Raw genomic sequence first — 17,850 nt, forward strand, 5'->3', positions numbered from 1 at the left:
CCACTGCCCAAAGCCGCCGGGCACACAAACGGTTCGGCCACATGACCGTCTGGGACGTTGCCGCCATCTGTCTCCTGGGCGCTGCCGGGTTCGCCTTCTCGTACGATGCTCTGCGACAAGTGGCAGTCGCGATCCACGCCAGAGAACAGCTGTCTTACCTCTTCCCCGTCTTCGTGGACGGGTTCATCGCCTACGGTGTCCGCGCCCTGGTCCTGCTGCGAAATCGCGACTTCGGCGCTCGTCTGTACGCCTGGGTCCTGTTCTCCGCAGCCACCGGAGCCAGCCTCTGGGCCAACGCCCTTCACGCGATCACGCTGAACCACGGTCCGCTGTCCGGACCGTCCGCATTGCGCCTCGGAGACTCGGTGGTGGGCGTCCTGTCCACCCTGGCACCGCTCGCCCTGGCCGGGGCGGTCCACCTGTTCATCCTGATGACGCGGACCGCTGAGTCACCCGTCCGGGACCAGGCCCCGGCCGCTACCGGACCGGTCCCGGACAGCTCCCCGACCGGCGCCTCGGCGGACGACGCACGTCGCATCGCGGACTCGTCGCCTGCCCCCACCGACATGTCGGCAGGGGCGGCGGACCGGCCACTTGTGGCAGAAGACGGACCAACAGCGGGTGCTCCGGAGCAGACAGCCGAAGCATCCGATACGCCCTCGCAGAAACGTCCCGCGACCACAGGAGCGAGGCCCTCGGCGGCCTCCAATCACCAGCCGGGAACTGGCGAGATGCACGGCGGTCTGTCCTCGCCGATCGCGGGCCCCGCCGAGGACGGGCCTGACACGTCAACGGACGACTCATCGGACATCACAGGATCCGAAGGGCGGGACACGCCGGCGCCAGGCTCACTGGACGGGCTGTTCCCGGACCGCAGCGGACCAGCGGGCCGAGAGGCCGTCGACGAGGAGCTGGAGGAGCTGCTCCCCATCGCCCGCGAAGCCGTTGAGAAGGCCGGGCGGATCAGCCGCACCGTGGTCGCCAGCGCAGTCCGGGACCACCAGGCGATCAGCAACGAGCGTCTCGGAGAGTTGCTGACCATCCTCCGGACCAAGCCGGACGAGAAGCACTCCGCTCCGAAGACTCCGGTCTCCGCCCTGTGGTGATCAGGACGGATCAGTGACGCGGGCAGGGCTGCCGTTGCTGGGGTGCCCCGGCACGGCGGCCCTGCGGAGGTGATGAGCGAGAGTGAAGGACCGTGTACCTCCGTACGGAAGACACGCGAACAGACACTCAGGACGGAAAGGGACCACTGGTTTATGAGGTGGCGCAAGCGCCGCGAGACCGACGAGCAGGCTCTCATCTCAGGGAAGCGGGCGGCTGACGAATTGGCGGCTGCTCTTCGCTCCGGTGCCTGCCTGCCGTCGGTGCAGGCCCCCAGCCTGTCGCTGGACCCAGGCGAGGTCGCCCATGCGGACGTTACGTGCGGAACGGCTCGCTTCTACGGAACGGAAGTGGTCTACCCGCAGGGCCGGGCTGGCTACTTCGAAGATCACCCCACGTTCGGTCGCCGGTGGGTGGGCAACCGACGGTTGGAGGCCCGCCGGCGCCGGGACGCGGAGATCGACGCTCAAGAACGGTGGCGCGAACACACCGCCGCTCGCGTCGTGCTGACCTCGCAAGGCTTCCGCCTGCGCCCGATACCGTTCGGAGCTGAGTGGCTACCATTCGACCACGTTCTACTGACAGGGGCAGCGCCGGTTCCCGACCGAGAGCAGGTGGAGCTGTCCTACAGTACCTGCGCTCCCCTGCTTCTGACTGGGACAGCCGTGCCATGGCTCGTTGTCGCCTTGGACAATCTGCTCGGGTGCTCGGGCCTGGATCGCTAGATCTTCGATATGACGGTTAAACGGTGGCTATCACGGTGAGGTGGATCGGTCATCAGTGACCGATCCACCTCACCGTGATAGCCGTTGTTCTCATGACCGGCATGTTCAGGTCGGGTCGCTTTCTCCGCGTCGTGCTCGTCGGAGGTCAGGACCGTTGGCACTAGGGGGTGGCAGGACAGGCACGAGGCGTTCGTCGACGACCTGACGGGCGACGGTGGTCAGGCGCTCGCTGCGGTGGCGGGCGTAGCGGCGCATCAGATCGAAAGCGTCGTCGGTGGTGAGGTCCAGGCGCTGGGCGAGGGCACCTTTGGCCTGTTCGATGGTGATGCGGCTGTGCAGGGCGGTGCGCAGCTGGGCGCTGGTGGTGCGTTCGTCGGTGAGGGTCTGGGCGTGGATGAGACCGATGGTGGCGGCGTCCGCCAGGGCCTGAGCCAGGCGCACGTCCGGGCCGGATGCGGGGGCCGGCTGGGTGCGCAGGAGCAGCAGGCAGCCCATGCTCTGACGGCGCAGGCGCAGCGGCAGGAGGTCGGCGAAGCGGTAGCCGGCCGCCCGGGCTTGGGCGGCGAGAGCCGGCCAGGGGTGCGAGGTGTGGTGCAGGTCGAGGGCGAGCTGGGCGGTGGTGTCGTTGCAGCAGGCGGCGGGGCGTCTTCCACGACGGCATCCAGCAGGTGGGAAAGACCGGGTGTGGGGGTGCAGGGGGCGATCGGGTACAGCGGCTGGCCGGGCGGGGCAAGCAGCACGGCGGCCGCGGAGACGTCCAGCAGCTGTTCACAGCGGTTACACAGGTGCTGAAGGAAGTCGATGACGTCGAAGTCGTCGACGAAAGTATCGGCGAGTTCCACGAAGGTCTCGACCACCAGGCGTTCGCGGTCCATGGTTTCGTATTCCTCCCATCTGCTGTCTCATGCGGAACAGGAACATGTCATCGCGGGCGGTCAGGGGCTGTGCGGGTGTTCGGCCAGGGTCAGCCGCCGGGCCAGGATGTCGTGGGCGACCTCGGTGATCGGGCGGCCGGCGCTATAGGCGTGAGCTCGCAGCCGTAACAGGGCCTCGGACGCGCTCACCTGGAGCTGCACACTGAGCATGCCGGTGGCCTGGTGGACCTCGGCACGATGCAGCTCGACCGACCGCGCGAGCCGGAGTGCCGGGGGCTTGTGGCCGTCGGAGCGGCTGAGCAAGAACACGGTCAGGGCATCGCACAGCACCAGCGCATCATCAACCACGTGCCGCCCCATCGCGTGGGCACTGCGCCGGTAAAAGGTCAACGCGCCCACGGTCAAGGGCCCTAGGCTCAGGGGGAACGCGAAGACGGCCCGCACTCCCAGCGCCTCGGCCCCGGCGGCGAACTGCGGCCACCGGCCGCCGTACTCCCCGGCCACATCGGCGACCAGGCACAGGGCACCGCACTCGGCGGCCTCCACCGTAGGCCCCTGGCCCAGAGTGAACTGCAGGTCCTCCAGACGGGCGCTCACCTCGTCGCTGAACCACATCAGTTCCGCAAGGCTGGCGCACAGGGAGATCGCAGCCCCATCCAGGCCCAGCAGCGCCGCGCACCGCGCACACCACCGGGCCGAGGGCCCCGGGCCGCCGGTCTGTAACTGCTTGCGCACGTCCCGGAAGGCGTCGTCAGGCATGATCGGACTCCTGAGCTCGGACATGCTCCAACTCCTGCACTGCTCCGCAGCCCTCTAGACTCCGCACCGCCTAGTATCGCCGCACGCACCGTCTTCCGCACGTGCCTTTGCACAATCAGGGATTGTCGTACTGCCCGACGCATCAGGGGCTGGGTTGGTCTCCAACCTGGCCCGCGATCGACGTACGCGAGAAGGCATCGTGACCTCTGGCTGCGGGCCACTGAGCCACCGCGCCGACAGCTAATGCGGAAAATGATTCAAGGAAGAAAGTTCCATCAATTCTTGGGCGTTAGAAATCCCCGCCGCCCCCTGCCAGGCTTTTTGTGCGGCCAACGCCAAAAGGCGGCCCGCGGCCGTTCGGACCAGGCAACCCCAGAGCCGCTCGGACCAGAAAGGGAGTTGATGCGCCTTGATATGAAGCAGAGCGGCAGTAGTGGGCGGGCCCTAGTCCGGTCAGTTTGCCGCACGTGCTCGCAGCAGCAGGGAAGCGGAGCTTCCAGTGCGCTGTGCAGGGTTTCCGCGAGGAATCCTTAGCAAGGGGGGGTCGGTTCCGTATACGAAGACCGGCTCCCGTTACCGAAGGCCCTCCGAAGGAGTGGCCTCCGTCCGCAGGAGCACAACTTCCATGCGTTCACGCATACCTCCCCCGTCCCGGCTGGCCGCCGTCGCTGTCGCTGCCGGCGTGGTCGGGACACTGGCCTGGTCCCCGACGGCGATAGCCGCTGACCGGTATGGTCCGGGGTACCAGATTCCAGACTCTGACAGTCACGCCGCTGCCAGCCATATCGGGGCTTACGGTCCTCCCGGAATGCGTGTGTCGGGAGACAGGGAAACGTATTGTGCTGATCCGGAACGTCGGGGGCCCGATTCGGCCGGTGGGTACGGTGCGCCGAAGACGGTCAATCACTGGATTTCATCTGAGACCGGCCAGCAGGTGCCGGACGCGAATGTCGCCTACGCGTCGTACGTGATCGGTCGGTACGGGCAGACTCATTCCGATGAGCAGGCGGCGGCCGTCGACGCGGCTACCTACGAGCTGCTCGCCGGAGGGAAGTACGGACTCAACGGCGCCCGGGGCAAGCAGCGGCTGTCCTACTCCAACGTGTCGGCCGGGACTCGCCCGCTGGCTCAGCGCTATCTCAGCCAGGCGCGGCGGTACGCGGGCCCGTACGAGCTGCACGTCCGGCCGTCGGTACAGCAGACCACGGCCGGGCAGAAGGTCACGGTCGCCCTGGACGTCACCGCGAAGCTGTCCGGGCAGAAGGTGCCGGGCGTCGCGGTCGACGTCAGCGCGGGCTCGGCCCACGGCAGGGTGACCACCGGCAGTGACGGCCGTGCGCAGTGGCAGTTCTCTCCCGCCGAGGCTGGGAAGGCCACGGTGACCGCGACGGCCGCCGGGCTGCCTGGTTCTCAGCTCAAGACGCTGCTGCCTCACGACTCCCACGCACAGCGGATGCTGCTGGCCGGGGACACGGCTACGGCCCAGGACTCTGCGGCCGTGACGGTCAGGCCAGCCACGGGCGGCGTGCAGATCAACAAACAGGACCCGGAGGGCACGCATCTGGCGGGTGTCCGCTTCCAGCTCCTCGACCCGGCCACCGGCAAGGAGGTGGCGAAGGGCAAGACCAACCATGACGGAGTCCTCGTCTTCGAAGGACTGCGGCCCGGCAAATACCGGCTGCACGAGACCTCGACGGGCGACAGCATCCATGCGCTGATCCCGGACCAGGACGTGCTGATCACTGCTGGGCAGAGCGCAACGGCGCACCCGGTGAATCTCGTTGATCCCTTCCGCGACGCAGAGCTGGTCCTCAAGAAGATCGACAAGTCCACGGGCAAGCCACTCGCACACGGCATGATCGAGATCGACGCGGACAGCGTGGACTCAGCAGGCCAGCACCGGCCGGGCAAAAAGATCACTGAGCTGACCACGGGCGCCGACGGTACGGCCCGCGCCAAGCTCGGCATGTCGGTCAAGGACGGTGCCCGGTACTGGGCCAGGGAGACGACGGCTCCGAAGCACTACCAGCTCGACGCGACGCCGAAGCCGTTCACCGCGAAGCCGGGGCAGGAGGTGAACGTGACGCTGGCGGATGACCCGATCCCCGCGACGATGCGCGTGCTCAAGACCGACAAGGAGACCGGCAAGGCTCTGGGCGGCATGGGTTTCGACGTCTCGACTGTGAAGATCGACGCGTCGGGGAAGAAGGTCGCCGGTACGAAGGTGGCGTCCGGGACGACGGGGGCCGACGGTAAGTCCAAGCCGCTCAAGCTGGACGCCGCGGTGGAGGCCGGCACCGAGTACCTGCTGACCGAGACCAAGGCTCCGGGCGGCTACGACACGCTCTCCCGGCCGATCTCCTTCACCGCTCGGGCCGACAGCGAGGTCGTGGTGCGGGCGCAGGACAGCAAGACGCCCACACCGCCGCCCTCCACACCCCCGACGCCGGAGACCACCCCGCCGCCTGCTCCGAAGGACCACGGCACTCCGCCGGACACCCCGGACAAGCACGGCTCCCTGGCCCACACCGGCGCTGACATGACGCCCTGGGCCCTCGGTAGCGCGGCGGCACTGCTCGCCCTCGGCGGCGGCGCGGTATGGGCTGCCCGCCGACGCATGCAGAGCCCGGCCAACGCCGGTAACAGCCCGCAGGAGTAAGTCCCCAGCTCCTGCCCCGGGTGTTGCGGCCCCGCTCACAGGGGTCGCAACACCCGCCCTTCGCTTCCTGCCCGAGGTTCAGGTTCCCTCATGCCTTCACGCGCCCGCTATGTACGCATTTCCACCCTTGTGGGGGCCGCCGCGATGCTGACCGTCTGCGCCACCGGTTGCGGCAGCACACAGTCCGCCAGCCCCTCCCCGGACGGCTCCCGCCCCGCAGTGGTCTCTGCCGGGGGCACCGAAACCTCCGGCCCCCGTTCTTCCTCCCCCAGCGCGGCCACCGGCAGCGAGGTGCCCGCCGCTGCGGCCACCGTGGCACGGGCCTTCACCACGGCGTACGCCCAGCACGACGCCCGCGACGGCCATGACCGCTCCTACTCCGACGCCGGCGTCCGGGCCGCCAAGTACGCCTCCGGCCAGTTGGTCGACATCCTGGCGCAGAAACGTCCCAGCCAGGACGCCCCGTGGGCAGCCCTGCGGGACGAACAGGCACGTACGACCGTCGAGATCACGTCGGTCCGGGTTCCGGACGGCGCCCCGGCGGCGACGCCGGGCACCGCGCTGGTCCGCGTCGCCTACACGCTCGGCACCACACCCGTCTCCGGTCCCGCGCGGAAGAGCAGCGACCAGCTGGCCCTCCGGCTGGAGAACACCTCCGACGGCTGGCGTGTCACCGCCCTGCCCTGGGCCTGACGGGGGTAGCCGTGAAGAAGATCGCATACGCCTGCGGTGCCCTGCTGCTGTGTTTCAGCCTCGGTGGCCTCATCCTCCTGCTGACGTTCGGCGGCGCCAACAAAGCCTCGGCGACGGAGACCGGCCCTGGAGCCGGGCTGACGGCAGACTCGCCGGTGCCCGCATGGGTCCGCCCGATCATCAAGAAGGCTGCGGGTGAATGCCCGCAGGTCACCGAGTCGCTGCTTGCCGCCCAGCTCTACAGCGAGTCCGGGTTCAATCCGAAGGCGAAGTCGCCGGTGGGCGCCTTGGGCATCGCCCAGTTCATGCCCGGCACCTGGGCGCAGTACGGCAAGGACGGCAACGGCGACGGCAAGAAGGACGTGTTCGACGCCGAGGACGCCATCGCCGCCCAGGCCCACTACGACTGCGTCCTGGCCAAGGAAGTCAAGAACGTCCCCGGCGACAGCACCGACAACATGTTGGCGGCGTACAACGCGGGCGGGGGCGCGGTGATCAAGTACCACGGTGTGCCGCCGTACGCGGAAACCCGCGCCTACGTGAAGAAGATCCGGGACCTCGCCGAGAAGTGGGCGGCGGCCCCGAGTCCCACTCCGCTGCCCGCGGGCAAGGGTGCTGCCCGGGCCATCGCTGCCGCCAAGACCGCGCTGGGCACCTGGTACCGGTGGGGTGGCGACTGCGTCGCCCCGTACACCGGCCAGAACGGGTGCGACTGCTCCTCGCTGACCAAGATGGCGTGGGCCGCGGCCGGTGTGAACCTGCCGCGCGTCACCTACGACCAGGTCCACATGGGCAAGCCCGTCGCCAGCATCTCCCAACTCCAGCCCGGTGACCTGCTGTTCTCTGGCGGCTCAGCCAGCCACCCCGAACACGTCGGCATGTTCATCGGTGATGGCCAGGTCATCGGGGCGCCTCACACCGGCGCCCAGGTCCGTATCAAACCGATGAGCTGGTGGACCCATCAGATCGTCGCGATGCGGCACGTCGGTTGACGCCTCACTTCCACCCACTTTCATCTGCACAACCAAAAGGAAGACCCATGCACCACCTGATCTCGGCAGCGTCCGACCCCGCCCTGCACCAGCACCTCACCACCCTCGCCGCCGGAGCCGATGTCGTCAGCGGGGTCAAGCCGGACTGGGGCCCGTTCAGCAAGCTGGGCGGCACAGCCAAGGTGATGCTCGGCGTGCTGGCCGCACTCGTCCTGGCGGCCGGTGCCGCCACCTTCTTCGTCGGGCTCGCGAAGTCGAAGGGCTGGGTGGGCGACGGCCACTCGACCGTGGACACCTCCCGCGGCAAGGGCCAGATGGTCGGTGGCGGCGTGATCGTCTTTCTCGTCGCCTCGTTCGGCACGCTCTTCACGATCGTTTACGGCATGGGTGTGTGAACCGATGACTCAGCGCTCCCGTACCAAGTGGCGCGAAGCCGCCGGGCGCGGCGGCCACGCCCCTCCTCATGGGCCGACCAAGGCCAAGAAGTGGGGCATTGGAGTCGGTCTCGTTGCCGCCGTCACCACGGCCGGGCTGGCCGTCAGCGTCATCTCCGGCGGTTCCCCGCACTCCCCGGGGTCAGCGTCTGCCTCCCCGTCCACCACCGATCACGCAGAGGGCGGCCAGCCCAAGGGCAAGCGGACCCTCGATGGCGTCCCCGTCGGCTACTCCCGCACCGAGGCCGGCGCGAAGGCAGCCGCCAGCAATTTCGCGACGGTCCGCGGTAGCGCGGCCTTCCTGACGAACCCGACCGCGCGGCAGCGGGCCACCGCTGCGATGAGTACCGCCGAGGTGAAACGGCCGGCCGGGGAAGAAGCGAACCAGGCCGCCGCCCAAGCGGCGAAGGACCTGCGGGGCGACTCCAAGAAGGTGGTCGGCAAGGACGTGATCGCCCGTACAGGGGTCTTCTCGGCTCATACTCTGGCCTTCAATATCCACAACGCGACGATCCGACTGTGGACAACCACGGTCCGTGGCAACACAGCGGGTAACTCCCCGCCCCACGCAGCGTTTCGGTCTGTGACGGTCAACCTCGTCTGGGATGCAGGCGACTGGAAGGCGGCCAGCTTTTCCACAGGCCGCGGCCTGGTCGCACCGCTCTCCAGCCAGCAGGCCACCAACACCGCCAACGACTTCGCCCAGTATGTTCCCGGCGAAGCCGCCGACCCGGTTCTCAGCGGCGCTACGAACGACGGCGTCCCGGGCCCCTACACGCATGACGAGGCCGGGGCCCGTGCAGCCGCCGCCAACGCCGCGATGGTGCAGGGTGACCCGCGGTTCTTCACTGATGCCGACTGGCGGCACCGGATGCTCCGCGGGATGACCGCACCGCGCACGTTGAAGGCCGTCACGCACGATGCGGACTCCACCGCGCAGCTCGTCATGGAGAACCGCCAAATCGGCGGGGACGGCCGCACCGTAGACGGCGGGCGGCTTGTGACCCGGACCGCTGTGCTGGCGGCACGCACCCTGACGCACACCTCCCAAGCCGCGAGCGTCGAGATGTGGACCGCGTCCGTCGGCGGCATCGCCGGGAAAGACGAATCCCAGCATCCCCAGGTCGGGTTCCTTCGCATGACTGTCGATTTGGCCTGGGTCGACGGCACGTGGAAGACGACCGCGGTATCTCCGGGGGAGCCCCTGGTCCCCTCGCCACCTGCCGCAGAACAGGCGTCTCCGGCCACGAGCTTCGCCGATATGGGAGGTGTCTCTGATGCGCCTTCGTTTGCGTGACGACGCCCCTGGCCTCGTCACCTTCGACCGCTCCGGCCCGAGGAAGAGCTTGGGGCGCCGGCTGCACACCATCCTGTGGGTCAACGTCACCCTCGGGTTCCTCTTCGTGCCCTCGGCGGTCGCCAATCCCTTCTGCTACATCCCGATGGTGTGTGAGGCCAAGGCCGCCGTCGACTTCGTCTCCGACCCCCTGGGCTTCCTGCTCCAGAAGATCACTGAAGCGAATCTGTGGTTCCTGCGGAAGATGCTGGAGTTGATCGAGAACACGTCGAAGATCGACCTGACGTCGCCGGGCTTCCTGAAGCAGTACGCGATCATCTTCGCGGCGAGCACGCTGATCACGGCGGCGCTGTGGCTCATCGCTGTCGCGAAGCGGGCAGCGCGCGGCGTCTCGGTGACCACGGCGGTATCAGAGGCAGTCGGCTTCCTCGTCCTTCAGTTCGTCGTCAACGCTTTGGCGCCCGGCACCGTCGCGTTGCTGATCAAGGCCATCGACGAGGTAACGGCGATCTTCGAGCCGTATGCGACCGACAACTTCAAACCGTTCCTCGCCACCATGCTCAAGGTCATGGCGGCCAACCCCCACGACGGGGTGTTCCAGCTCATCGTCGTCAACCTGATCATGCTGTTCGGCGCCCTGCTGATGTGGGTGGAGCTGCTGATCCGCAGTGCAGCGATCTACGTGGGCGTTGCCCTCGGGCCCGTGGTCAACGCGGGCCTGGTGGACCGGGACCTGTGGGGCAAGAGCAAGAAGTGGGTCGGCGCGCTGTTCGCACTCGGCATCAGCAAACCGGTCCTATTCGCCCTGCTCGGCCTGGGCGGGGCCATCCTCAGCGACGCCTCGGGAGGCATGAGCGATGCCGTCTCGAAGATCCTGGTCGGCGCACTGATCCTGCTGCTGGCCGTCTTCGCCTCGGCGACCATCTACAAGTGGGTTCCGGCCTTCGGCGATGAGATGGCACAGATTCACCACGACCGTAAGGCAGCCAGCTCCGCGGGGCCTGCTTCCGCAGTGGACGGTCCCGCTCAGCACGCCAACCGGGCGATGTCGACGCACGTCCAGGACTCGCTGGTCGGTGGCGGCAAGTCCTCCGGCGGCGGGGGAGCGGCCCGCGCCGCCAGCGGGAAGGCCGCGGACTCCTCGACAGTCGGCAGCCAGGCCGGAACGGCCAGCGCGAAGGCAGCGGCCGGCTCGGGCGCCGCAGGAGGCGGAGCAGCTGCCGGTGGCGGAGCAGCTGCCGCTGGTGGACCGGTCGGTGTTGCGGCGGCGGCTGCGAAGGCCGGTGTCGATGTGACGAAGAACCGTGCCGCCAGTTCCCCAGGCGCGCAGGGCCTCGACGCGGCGTCCGGTGGTGCGGGTGCCTCCCAGGGTGACGGCCCCGGTACCGAAGGCGCCGGCGCACCTGCGGCGGCGCGCTCCCGCGGTGCGATGTCCGACCCGGTCGTCAGCCGGGGGCCGTCTCCCACGCCAACGCAGGCCCCGCCGCCCCCGTCACCGAGCACGGGCACCGCCTCCGCCTCACCCGCGAGTACGGGCGCTCCCCCGGCGTCCACCTCCGGCACCGCCTCCGGCGCCGGTCCCTCCACGATTCCCACGCCACCGTCGCAGTCGTCCGGTGGCCCGGCGGGCTCCCCGAAGCCCGCCTCCGGCAAGGACCAGTGATCCCTATGTCTTCTCGTACCTATCAGTTCGGCAAGCACCGGCCCACGGGGCTTGTCGGCCGCCGTGACCTGGGCGAACAGGTCGTCCTGGCGGGCGGCGCTGCCGCGGGCCTCATCTGCGGGTTCACTCTGCAGAGCGTTCCGGTGGCGGCCGGGCTGGGCCTGGTCGTTCCAATCGTCCTGGCGGTCCTGGTCGTCTACGCGCCGTACCGGCCCAAGGGCACAATGCACCGACGCACGCTCTACCGCTGGTGGCGCATCAAGAGGTACCACCGCAAGGCGCTGCAACGGACCGGCGGCGTGTGGGTGTCCCCGGCTGTCGAGGCCGGAGTCCGAGCGGACGGCACCCCTCCCGATGCGGCGCTCACCGAACCGGAAGGCGTAGCCGGGATGACGTGGATGCCGGTGACCGTACGCGGCCAGCAAGCTGTCGTGGTCCTCCAGCCGGAGTCCCGCTGCGTCACCGCGACGCTGGAGGTGGCCTCTCCCGGGCTCGGCGGCAAGGAGGTCGGCGAACAGATCGTGGCCCTGGAGCGGTGGGGCGAGCTGCTCGATGCCTTCGGCAACACGGAGGAACACCCGGTCAAGCGCATCCAGGTACTGGCCAGGCAGTTGAAGTCCGATCCGCAAGCGCACCAGCGGTTCATCAAACAGCGCGACGAGTCGCGGGCGACCGCATCGGCGCCGCAGTGGCTGCGCGAGTCGTACGACACGCTGGCCAACGCCGTCTCCACCTCCGCGGAGGAGCACCGTTACTACATCACCGCGCACGCGAAGTTCACGCGCGACCTGGCGGCCGACGGTGCCGCCCGGGGAACCGGTGACGAAGGCGTGGCCGCGGCCATGGCCGCCTACATGGAAGAGCTGTGGGCGCGCTGCGAGGACGCGGACCTGTCGGTCATCGCACCCCTGGACGAGGGGCGGCTGACGGCCTTGGTCCGTAACAGCTACGACCCGGACCACCCCATCTGGGACACCGGGCTGCCGCAGGCCCACGCCTTCCCCCGCAACGTGGACGTCCGGACCGGCGATCACGTGGCCACGCGCGCCGCCGGATCGACCGAGACGTGGTGCCACGCGACCGCCGCCGTCGTCGCATGGCCCACCACCCCGGTAGGCCCCGACTTCCTCTCCCCCTTGCTGATCGGCATGCCTGACGTCATCCGCACCGTGGCGATCACCCAGGACCTGGAGCCCAACGACAAGGCCGTCGAGCGGATGCTGAGCGAGGACACGAACAACCAGGCGGAGATGCACCGGGACCGCCAGCGCGGGAAGAACATCGACCCCAGGGACCTGATCGCCGCCAACGCCACAGGCTCCCGCGGTATGGCGCTCGCCGCCTCCGGGGCCGCCGGGTCCGCGGTCGTCGGCTACATCACCGTCTCATCGCGCAGCCCGGAGGAGCTGGAGCGCGTCAAGCGCACCACCGCTTCGCGCGCCCGCAACGCGCACCTGCGCATCGAGTGGCTGGACCTGGAGCACGCCCGGGCGATCGCCACCACGCTCCCCTTCGCCGGAGGCATCAAGTGACTGACCTGCTCGACCTCGCACCCCTGACCCCCCTGCACCAGACGGTGCGTCGTCCGCTCTACACGGAGACCAACACCAGCCAGGCTCTCTACCTCCCGATCGCCCCGCCGACCCTCGGCACCGCCGGGGCGGTCATCGGCCGGGAGCTCTACTCCGGGAAGGCATTCATCTACTGCCCCTTCTCGGCCTTCGGTGACGGCCTGCCTGGCGGCAACATGATCGTCATGGGGGACACGGGCCGTGGAAAGAGCGCTCTGACCAAGACGTACACCGCGCGCCAGATCCGGCTGGGCCGGAAGGTGGTCGTGCTCGACACGAAGGAGCAGAAGGAACGGGAAGAGGGCGAGTGGGCCGCGCTGGGCCGGTCCCTGACCGGCCACGCACCCGTGAAGTTCGCCCCAGGGGGCGGTCGGGGTTCCTCGTGCATCAATCCCATGGATCCGGCGATCGCAGGAAAGCGTCAGGTCGAACTGGTCCGCACCATCGTGGAACTGGGGCTGGGCAGGAAGTTGGACGAGTTCGCCGGATCTGCTCTGCGCATCGCGATCCGCCGGGCCCACCATCGCGCCGGTGAGGAAGGCCGGCCACCCGTCCTGGCGGATGTTGCAGCGGCGCTGCGGGCTCCGGAGGAGACCGACGCACAGGCCAAGCAGCGCACCGGTGACGAGCTGCTGGCCGATGGCCTGGAGGCGTCCTACGTGTTGGACCGGCTGTGCGGCAGCGATCAGGACAGCACGGGCGACTTGATCGGAATGCTGGACGGGCCCACCAGCCTGAGCATCGACCTGGACGCCGACATGGTGGTCTTCGACCTGACCAAGGTGCCGTCCGGTGGTGTCGCCATGACCATCTTGGTCGCGGTGATCTCGGTCTTCCTGGAAGAGGTGTGGTTGCGTCCCCTGTGTGAGTGCGGCACCGAGCCCACGCAGCACGAGCGGGTCACCGTCGATGCTTCCTCCGGTGCCTGGGAACTGGGCGCCAATGCCTCAACCGGCTGCCGCCGGTACACGCAGCGCAAGAGGATTTTGGTGTGCGAGGAGGCATGGCACATTCTCGGCACGCCACAGCTCGCGAGCTTGCTTGAGAAATTTCTCAAGTTCGCTCGTGGTTACGGGCTTTCGTGCATTTTCATCGTCCACCATTTGTCGGACATCGATGACTCTGCGGAAACGCAGGCGGCCCTGAAGATGGCGGACACGATCATCATCTACTCGATGAAGAAGTCCGAGGCAGAAGACACTGTCGCCAGGCTCGGCCTTCCCGCGTGGACAGCGGAGCACATCATGCGGCTACGCAGGGGCGTCGCCCTGTGGAAGGTCGGCGAGGTCATCTATCCCGGCGTTCAGCACCTGCTGACCGAGACAGAGCAGCACCTGTGTTTCTCCTCGGGCTCGATGACCGATCTCTCCTCGGCCGCTCCGGACACGGAATGAAGCACTATCCGCCCTTCATCCCCTGCCCGATGTCCCGCTGGAGTTTGCCATGAGTGTCGTTTCCCTTGACCACCGCCACAACGCCGCTTCCCCCACCGCACGATCCGCACGCGCGGAGATCGATGCCCTGCATGAAGAATTTCTCGAAATGGCGAAGCGGGCGGCCCACCTGGCTCAGGCCCTGGACCGCAATGGCTCCCACGCGGCCGGCGGCCGGGCGCGGGCCGCCGTGCAGCACGTCTGGCGCGGCGCAGAAGAACTGCACGCCGCCTTCCACACGTCCCCGCCCCGCGCCGCGGGCCCGGCCGCCCCGCTCGCCCGGCTGTGCGCGCGCCGGATGCGCTACCTGGCAGCGCGAGCTGCCCGGAAGGCCGCTTGATGGATCTCTTCCCCAGTGGACTGTCGCTTCCCCTGTACGGCCTCACCGTCGTTTTCGGCGTCGTTCTCCTCTCCCTGTCGATCTCCTCAAGCCGCAGCCGCCGCAATGCGGGGTTCGCTGCCAAGAGCCAGCTCAAGCGCCATCTCTCGGCGAAGTCCGTCGTCAAGGCGACCGAAGTCCGCCCCTCGCTCACCCGCGATGCGCTCCCGGCCTCACGCCCTGTCGGGGCGGTGAACCTGTCCAAGCAGACGCCCCACGACGAGTCCTGACCACCCCACTGACAGCTCCCCGTTCTTCGGAGTACCTCCATGCGCCACCACCCCCACGACTTCGGCTATTCGCTGGGGACCTCCCGTCGCCCGAAGGGCGTTGACCTGTGGTCCAGAGCCGACAAGGCAACCCGGGTGATCGGCCCGATGGGGTCGGGCAAAACGCTGAGATTCTTCGCGCCCGTCATCCGCCAGTGGGTGGGTCCGGTCTTCGCCACCTCCACCAAGCCGGACCTGGTCGAGCTGACGTTGGACGCACGCCGTCTCGGTGACCGTCCCATCGCGGCGTTCGACCCGCAGGGCCTCGCCCCGTCCCTGCCGAAGTTGCGATGGTCCCCGATCACCGGAGCGACGGACACGGAAACTGCGATGGCCAGGGCCAAGGCCCTGGTCGCGGGCTCTCGCACCCCCGGGTCGGCCGCCCAGTCCTCCGAAGGCTCCGCCTTCTACAAAGGACAGGCGAGCAAAGTCCTGGCCGCCTTGCTGCACGCGGCCGCGCTCGACGGGGCGAGCCTTGATCAGTTCCTCCGGTGGGCACGAAAGCTCTCCGATCCGGCCCCGCTCGGCATCCTGAGCGCCCACCCCGGTGCGGGCGCCGGCTGGGGAGACATGCTCCTCAACGCCACCAGCGGCGACGAGCGCACCGTCGGCAACACCGCCGTCACCATCGACGCGGCGCTCGAACCCCTCGCGCACCAGACGGTCGTCGACGCTCTTACCGGCGGGGCCGACCAGCCCACGGACGTACAAGCCCTGCTCGAAGCCGGCGGCACCATCTACCTGCTCGGCAAGGACTCGGAGGTCAACTCGGTCGCTCCACTGACGACGGCCGTCACGGAAGACCTGCTCGACATCGCGGAAGCACACGCGATCGCCGCTCCGGCCGGACGGCTCGATCCTCCCCTCCTGGCCGCGCTGGACGAGGCGCCCAACATCGCACCGATCCCCAGCCTGCGCCAGCGCGTCGCCGACGGACGCGGACGCGGCATCACCGTCATCTACGGACTCCAGGGCTGGGCATCCGCCGTCGCCCGATTCGGCCCCGACACCGCGGCCGAGCTGGCCTCTTTCACCAACAACGTCGTCATCTTCGGCGGCGCCAAGGACCCGCAGTTCCTCCGCGACCAATCAGACCTCTGCGGTCAGGTCGAGCGCGTACGGACCACCAAGACCACCAACAGCGGTGATCGTGGAGGCGTGTCCACTGCTAAGCACCTGGCTCTTGAACCCGTCCTGCGGCCGGACGAGATCAAAGCGCTCGGCGAAGGGGAGGCCCTCGTCCTCGCCGACAACTTGCCCCCGGTGATCACTCACCTCGACGGCATGTGGAACTGGAAGTCCTGGCCGCAGATTCAGGAGGGGGTCCAGTTGCTGCGGGAGGCCAACGCAGCCGAACGGACTCGCCTGGCCGCCGTGCGGGAACGGCAGGCCGACGCCCACGCCGCCACCTGGGCCCGACGACAGGAAGCCACCGCAGCATGAGCACCACCAATCCCCTGGCCGCTTACCAGCCCTTTCCGGAGCTGCCGGCCGTCCTCGCCACCTACGTGGCGGGGAGAAGTGCCGAGGAGCCCTCGGCCGACGGGCCGCCGCCCTGGGACATCGGCGCCCTGCCGCCCGACCTGCTCGACTCGCTGAACGAGTGGCTCGACCCGGTCTGCCGGTGGCTGAACCGTACGTACGCCTGGCAGCCCCAGCACGTGATCCCTCCCTGCTGGCACCGCCACGAAGGGCTGGCCTACGAGGTAGCTGCCTTGGCCTTCGCCCGCACCGACGCCTACCAGGACGCGGGTGCGGCCGTGGTGTGGCACGAGCAGTGGGATCGCTTCCTGACCCGCATGAACATCGCTCTCGGCAAGGCCGGCGAGCAGTGCCGCGTCGGCCGCCATGAGGAGCGTCCCGCCCGCTTCCAGCTCGCCGCTTGGCCGACCTCAGAACCTGCAAATGGGGAGGCAGTCTGATGGGGCGCAACCCGAATGTGGTCATCAAGCCGAGCCAAACCCACGGGGTCGTGGCGGTGAGCGGGTGGGAGCAGCTGGAGGCAAGGTCCTTGCTTCATCAGCTCGGTTGGGAGTGGGATGCACAGCACCACGCCATGGTTCCTCCGCGCGGGTGGACCATGGAGGCAGATGCTGTGTACGCGATAGCCCTGCTTCAACACCACGGATTTGTTATCGCAGACCTGACTGATGTGCCTTTGGCATAACAGCGCCCTCCGTGGTGAGCCCGGCATCGTGTCGGCACCGGATACAACAGGGTGCAGATTGGGCGGGTAACACAGGTTCAAGCCGTTGGATCTCTCCTTCCTCTACGTGAACCATCGCTCCGATGGCAGGACTCTGGAGACCGAGCAGCGCGCGTGTCCGTGCCGTCTCAGGTAGGGCCGCCGTTGCCGCCCCGATGGTCAGGACGCGCACGTCCGCCCGTGGATCGCGGTAGAGGAACGTGCTGGTCTTCCGGAGGGTGAGGGGCATGGTGGCGACGATGTGGGTGATGATCTTGCGGCGTCTCATCTGCACCTGGTCCACGGCGCCCCTGCGTCGTACCGGCAGACCGTCGGACAGGCCAGCGAACATGGCTTGTGCTGCTTCCTCGGGGGTCTGTCCGTCTAGGCCGTCGAACAAGGACCCGCCACGGGGATCTCGCCGGTGGGCCTACTTCACTCGCCAAGTGGCAACGGGACGACGTCTTCACCCAGCTCACCGGCCTGCTGCGGCGCCTGGTCCGCGAGGCCGAGGGCCATATCGCTGCGAACTGGCGTCGGCTCCCTTCGCTGAAGCGGTCCGTCAGCCGTCACCACGCGATACGCCGTGCGCGGCTACGTCTTCTTCCTCTTCACCAAGCACACCGGGCGACACCCATGGGCCTACCGCACAACCTCCCGGGGCCGAGATAGTCGTCCGGCGCCAGCGGCGGGGTCAGTCGAGGCGGTGGTGGTCGAGGACGTGTTGGGCGGTGTGCAGGAGGGTTTGGCTGTGGCGGAAGGCGTGGGCGCGCAGGCGGGCGAGGGCGTCGTCGGGGGTGAGCTGGTGCTTT

At 68.5% G+C, this 17,850-nt stretch carries 15 protein-coding genes; 13 read left to right on the forward strand and 2 right to left on the reverse strand.

Going from position 1 to position 17,850, the window contains the following annotated elements; translation table 11 throughout:
- The first annotated feature begins 41 nt into the window (after positions 1-41).
- A complete protein-coding gene (locus JXZ78_RS35005) occupies positions 42-1,106 on the forward strand; it encodes a DUF2637 domain-containing protein (protein WP_030017712.1) in 1,065 nt (354 codons plus the stop codon).
- 828 nt (positions 1,107-1,934) lie between these two features.
- Here the strand turns inward: JXZ78_RS35005 and JXZ78_RS35010 are convergent.
- Positions 1,935-2,324, reverse strand: coding sequence for an ANTAR domain-containing protein (locus JXZ78_RS35010; protein ID WP_050502031.1), 390 nt, complete (start codon positions 2,322-2,324; stop codon positions 1,935-1,937).
- Between the two features lie 440 nt (positions 2,325-2,764).
- Positions 2,765-3,463: an ANTAR domain-containing protein gene (locus tag JXZ78_RS35015; protein WP_063726016.1), complete on the reverse strand. Its 699-nt coding sequence runs from the start codon at positions 3,461-3,463 to the stop codon at positions 2,765-2,767.
- Between the two features lie 934 nt (positions 3,464-4,397).
- Between JXZ78_RS35015 and JXZ78_RS35020 the strand changes: the two genes are divergently transcribed.
- The 12 genes from JXZ78_RS35020 (at position 4,398) to JXZ78_RS35075 (ending at position 16,775) form a co-directional block, all read left to right on the forward strand.
- A complete protein-coding gene (locus tag JXZ78_RS35020) occupies positions 4,398-6,122 on the forward strand; it encodes an MSCRAMM family protein (protein ID WP_050502029.1) in 1,725 nt (574 codons plus the stop codon).
- Between the two features lie 90 nt (positions 6,123-6,212).
- Positions 6,213-6,815: a hypothetical protein gene (locus tag JXZ78_RS35025; RefSeq protein WP_238783580.1), complete on the forward strand. Its 603-nt coding sequence runs from the start codon at positions 6,213-6,215 to the stop codon at positions 6,813-6,815.
- 11 nt (positions 6,816-6,826) lie between these two features.
- A complete protein-coding gene (locus JXZ78_RS35030; RefSeq protein WP_030017708.1) occupies positions 6,827-7,807 on the forward strand; it encodes a C40 family peptidase in 981 nt (326 codons plus the stop codon).
- Positions 7,808-7,854: 47 nt separating this feature from the next.
- Positions 7,855-8,202 carry a DUF8827 family protein gene (locus tag JXZ78_RS35035; protein WP_030017707.1) on the forward strand — a complete coding sequence of 116 codons (348 nt, stop codon included), beginning with the start codon at positions 7,855-7,857 and terminating at the stop codon, positions 8,200-8,202.
- A gap of 4 nt (positions 8,203-8,206) precedes the next feature.
- A complete protein-coding gene (locus tag JXZ78_RS35040) occupies positions 8,207-9,538 on the forward strand; it encodes a DUF8175 domain-containg protein (RefSeq protein ID WP_208870097.1) in 1,332 nt (443 codons plus the stop codon).
- Complete coding sequence (locus JXZ78_RS35045) at positions 9,519-11,201, forward strand: hypothetical protein (RefSeq protein WP_238783581.1); 1,683 nt, start codon at positions 9,519-9,521, stop codon at positions 11,199-11,201. Before JXZ78_RS35040 ends, JXZ78_RS35045 begins: the two co-directional genes overlap by 20 nt.
- Positions 11,202-11,206: 5 nt before the next feature.
- Positions 11,207-12,733, forward strand: a complete 1,527-nt coding sequence (locus tag JXZ78_RS35050; protein WP_030017704.1) for an SCO6880 family protein — start codon at positions 11,207-11,209, stop codon at positions 12,731-12,733.
- Complete coding sequence (locus JXZ78_RS35055) at positions 12,730-14,166, forward strand: putative type IV secretion/conjugal transfer ATPase (RefSeq protein WP_030017703.1); 1,437 nt, start codon at positions 12,730-12,732, stop codon at positions 14,164-14,166. The genes JXZ78_RS35050 and JXZ78_RS35055 overlap by 4 nt, the downstream gene beginning before the upstream one ends.
- 49 nt (positions 14,167-14,215) lie before the next feature.
- Positions 14,216-14,545 carry a DUF6238 family protein gene (locus tag JXZ78_RS35060; protein ID WP_157851450.1) on the forward strand — a complete coding sequence of 110 codons (330 nt, stop codon included), beginning with the start codon at positions 14,216-14,218 and terminating at the stop codon, positions 14,543-14,545.
- Positions 14,545-14,814, forward strand: coding sequence for a hypothetical protein (locus JXZ78_RS35065; protein ID WP_030017700.1), 270 nt, complete (start codon positions 14,545-14,547; stop codon positions 14,812-14,814). The genes JXZ78_RS35060 and JXZ78_RS35065 overlap by 1 nt, the downstream gene beginning before the upstream one ends.
- 39 nt (positions 14,815-14,853) lie before the next feature.
- Positions 14,854-16,296: a type IV secretory system conjugative DNA transfer family protein gene (locus JXZ78_RS35070; protein WP_030017699.1), complete on the forward strand. Its 1,443-nt coding sequence runs from the start codon at positions 14,854-14,856 to the stop codon at positions 16,294-16,296.
- On the forward strand, positions 16,293-16,775 hold the full coding sequence (locus tag JXZ78_RS35075; protein WP_030017698.1) for a hypothetical protein: 483 nt from the start codon (positions 16,293-16,295) through the stop codon (positions 16,773-16,775). Before JXZ78_RS35070 ends, JXZ78_RS35075 begins: the two co-directional genes overlap by 4 nt.
- Positions 16,776-17,850 lie beyond the last annotated feature (1,075 nt).

Source organism: Streptomyces monomycini, assembly GCF_022271435.1.
Classification (GTDB): Bacteria; Actinomycetota; Actinomycetes; order Streptomycetales; family Streptomycetaceae; genus Streptomyces; species Streptomyces monomycini.

What these genes read in the sequence shown, in the direction of transcription:
- JXZ78_RS35005 (WP_030017712.1), top strand. Translation starts at nt 42, where the DNA reads ATGACCGTCTGGGACGTTGCCGCCATCTGTCTCCTGGGCGCTGCCGGG.
- JXZ78_RS35010 (WP_050502031.1), bottom strand. Translation starts at nt 2,324, where the DNA reads ATGGGCTGCCTGCTGCTCCTGCGCACCCAGCCGGCCCCCGCATCCGGC.
- JXZ78_RS35015 (WP_063726016.1), bottom strand. Translation starts at nt 3,463, where the DNA reads ATGCCTGACGACGCCTTCCGGGACGTGCGCAAGCAGTTACAGACCGGC.
- JXZ78_RS35025 (WP_238783580.1), top strand. Translation starts at nt 6,213, where the DNA reads ATGCCTTCACGCGCCCGCTATGTACGCATTTCCACCCTTGTGGGGGCC.
- JXZ78_RS35035 (WP_030017707.1), top strand. Translation starts at nt 7,855, where the DNA reads ATGCACCACCTGATCTCGGCAGCGTCCGACCCCGCCCTGCACCAGCAC.
- JXZ78_RS35040 (WP_208870097.1), top strand. Translation starts at nt 8,207, where the DNA reads ATGACTCAGCGCTCCCGTACCAAGTGGCGCGAAGCCGCCGGGCGCGGC.
- JXZ78_RS35045 (WP_238783581.1), top strand. Translation starts at nt 9,519, where the DNA reads ATGCGCCTTCGTTTGCGTGACGACGCCCCTGGCCTCGTCACCTTCGAC.
- JXZ78_RS35050 (WP_030017704.1), top strand. Translation starts at nt 11,207, where the DNA reads ATGTCTTCTCGTACCTATCAGTTCGGCAAGCACCGGCCCACGGGGCTT.
- JXZ78_RS35060 (WP_157851450.1), top strand. Translation starts at nt 14,216, where the DNA reads ATGAGTGTCGTTTCCCTTGACCACCGCCACAACGCCGCTTCCCCCACC.
- JXZ78_RS35065 (WP_030017700.1), top strand. Translation starts at nt 14,545, where the DNA reads ATGGATCTCTTCCCCAGTGGACTGTCGCTTCCCCTGTACGGCCTCACC.
- JXZ78_RS35070 (WP_030017699.1), top strand. Translation starts at nt 14,854, where the DNA reads ATGCGCCACCACCCCCACGACTTCGGCTATTCGCTGGGGACCTCCCGT.
- JXZ78_RS35075 (WP_030017698.1), top strand. Translation starts at nt 16,293, where the DNA reads ATGAGCACCACCAATCCCCTGGCCGCTTACCAGCCCTTTCCGGAGCTG.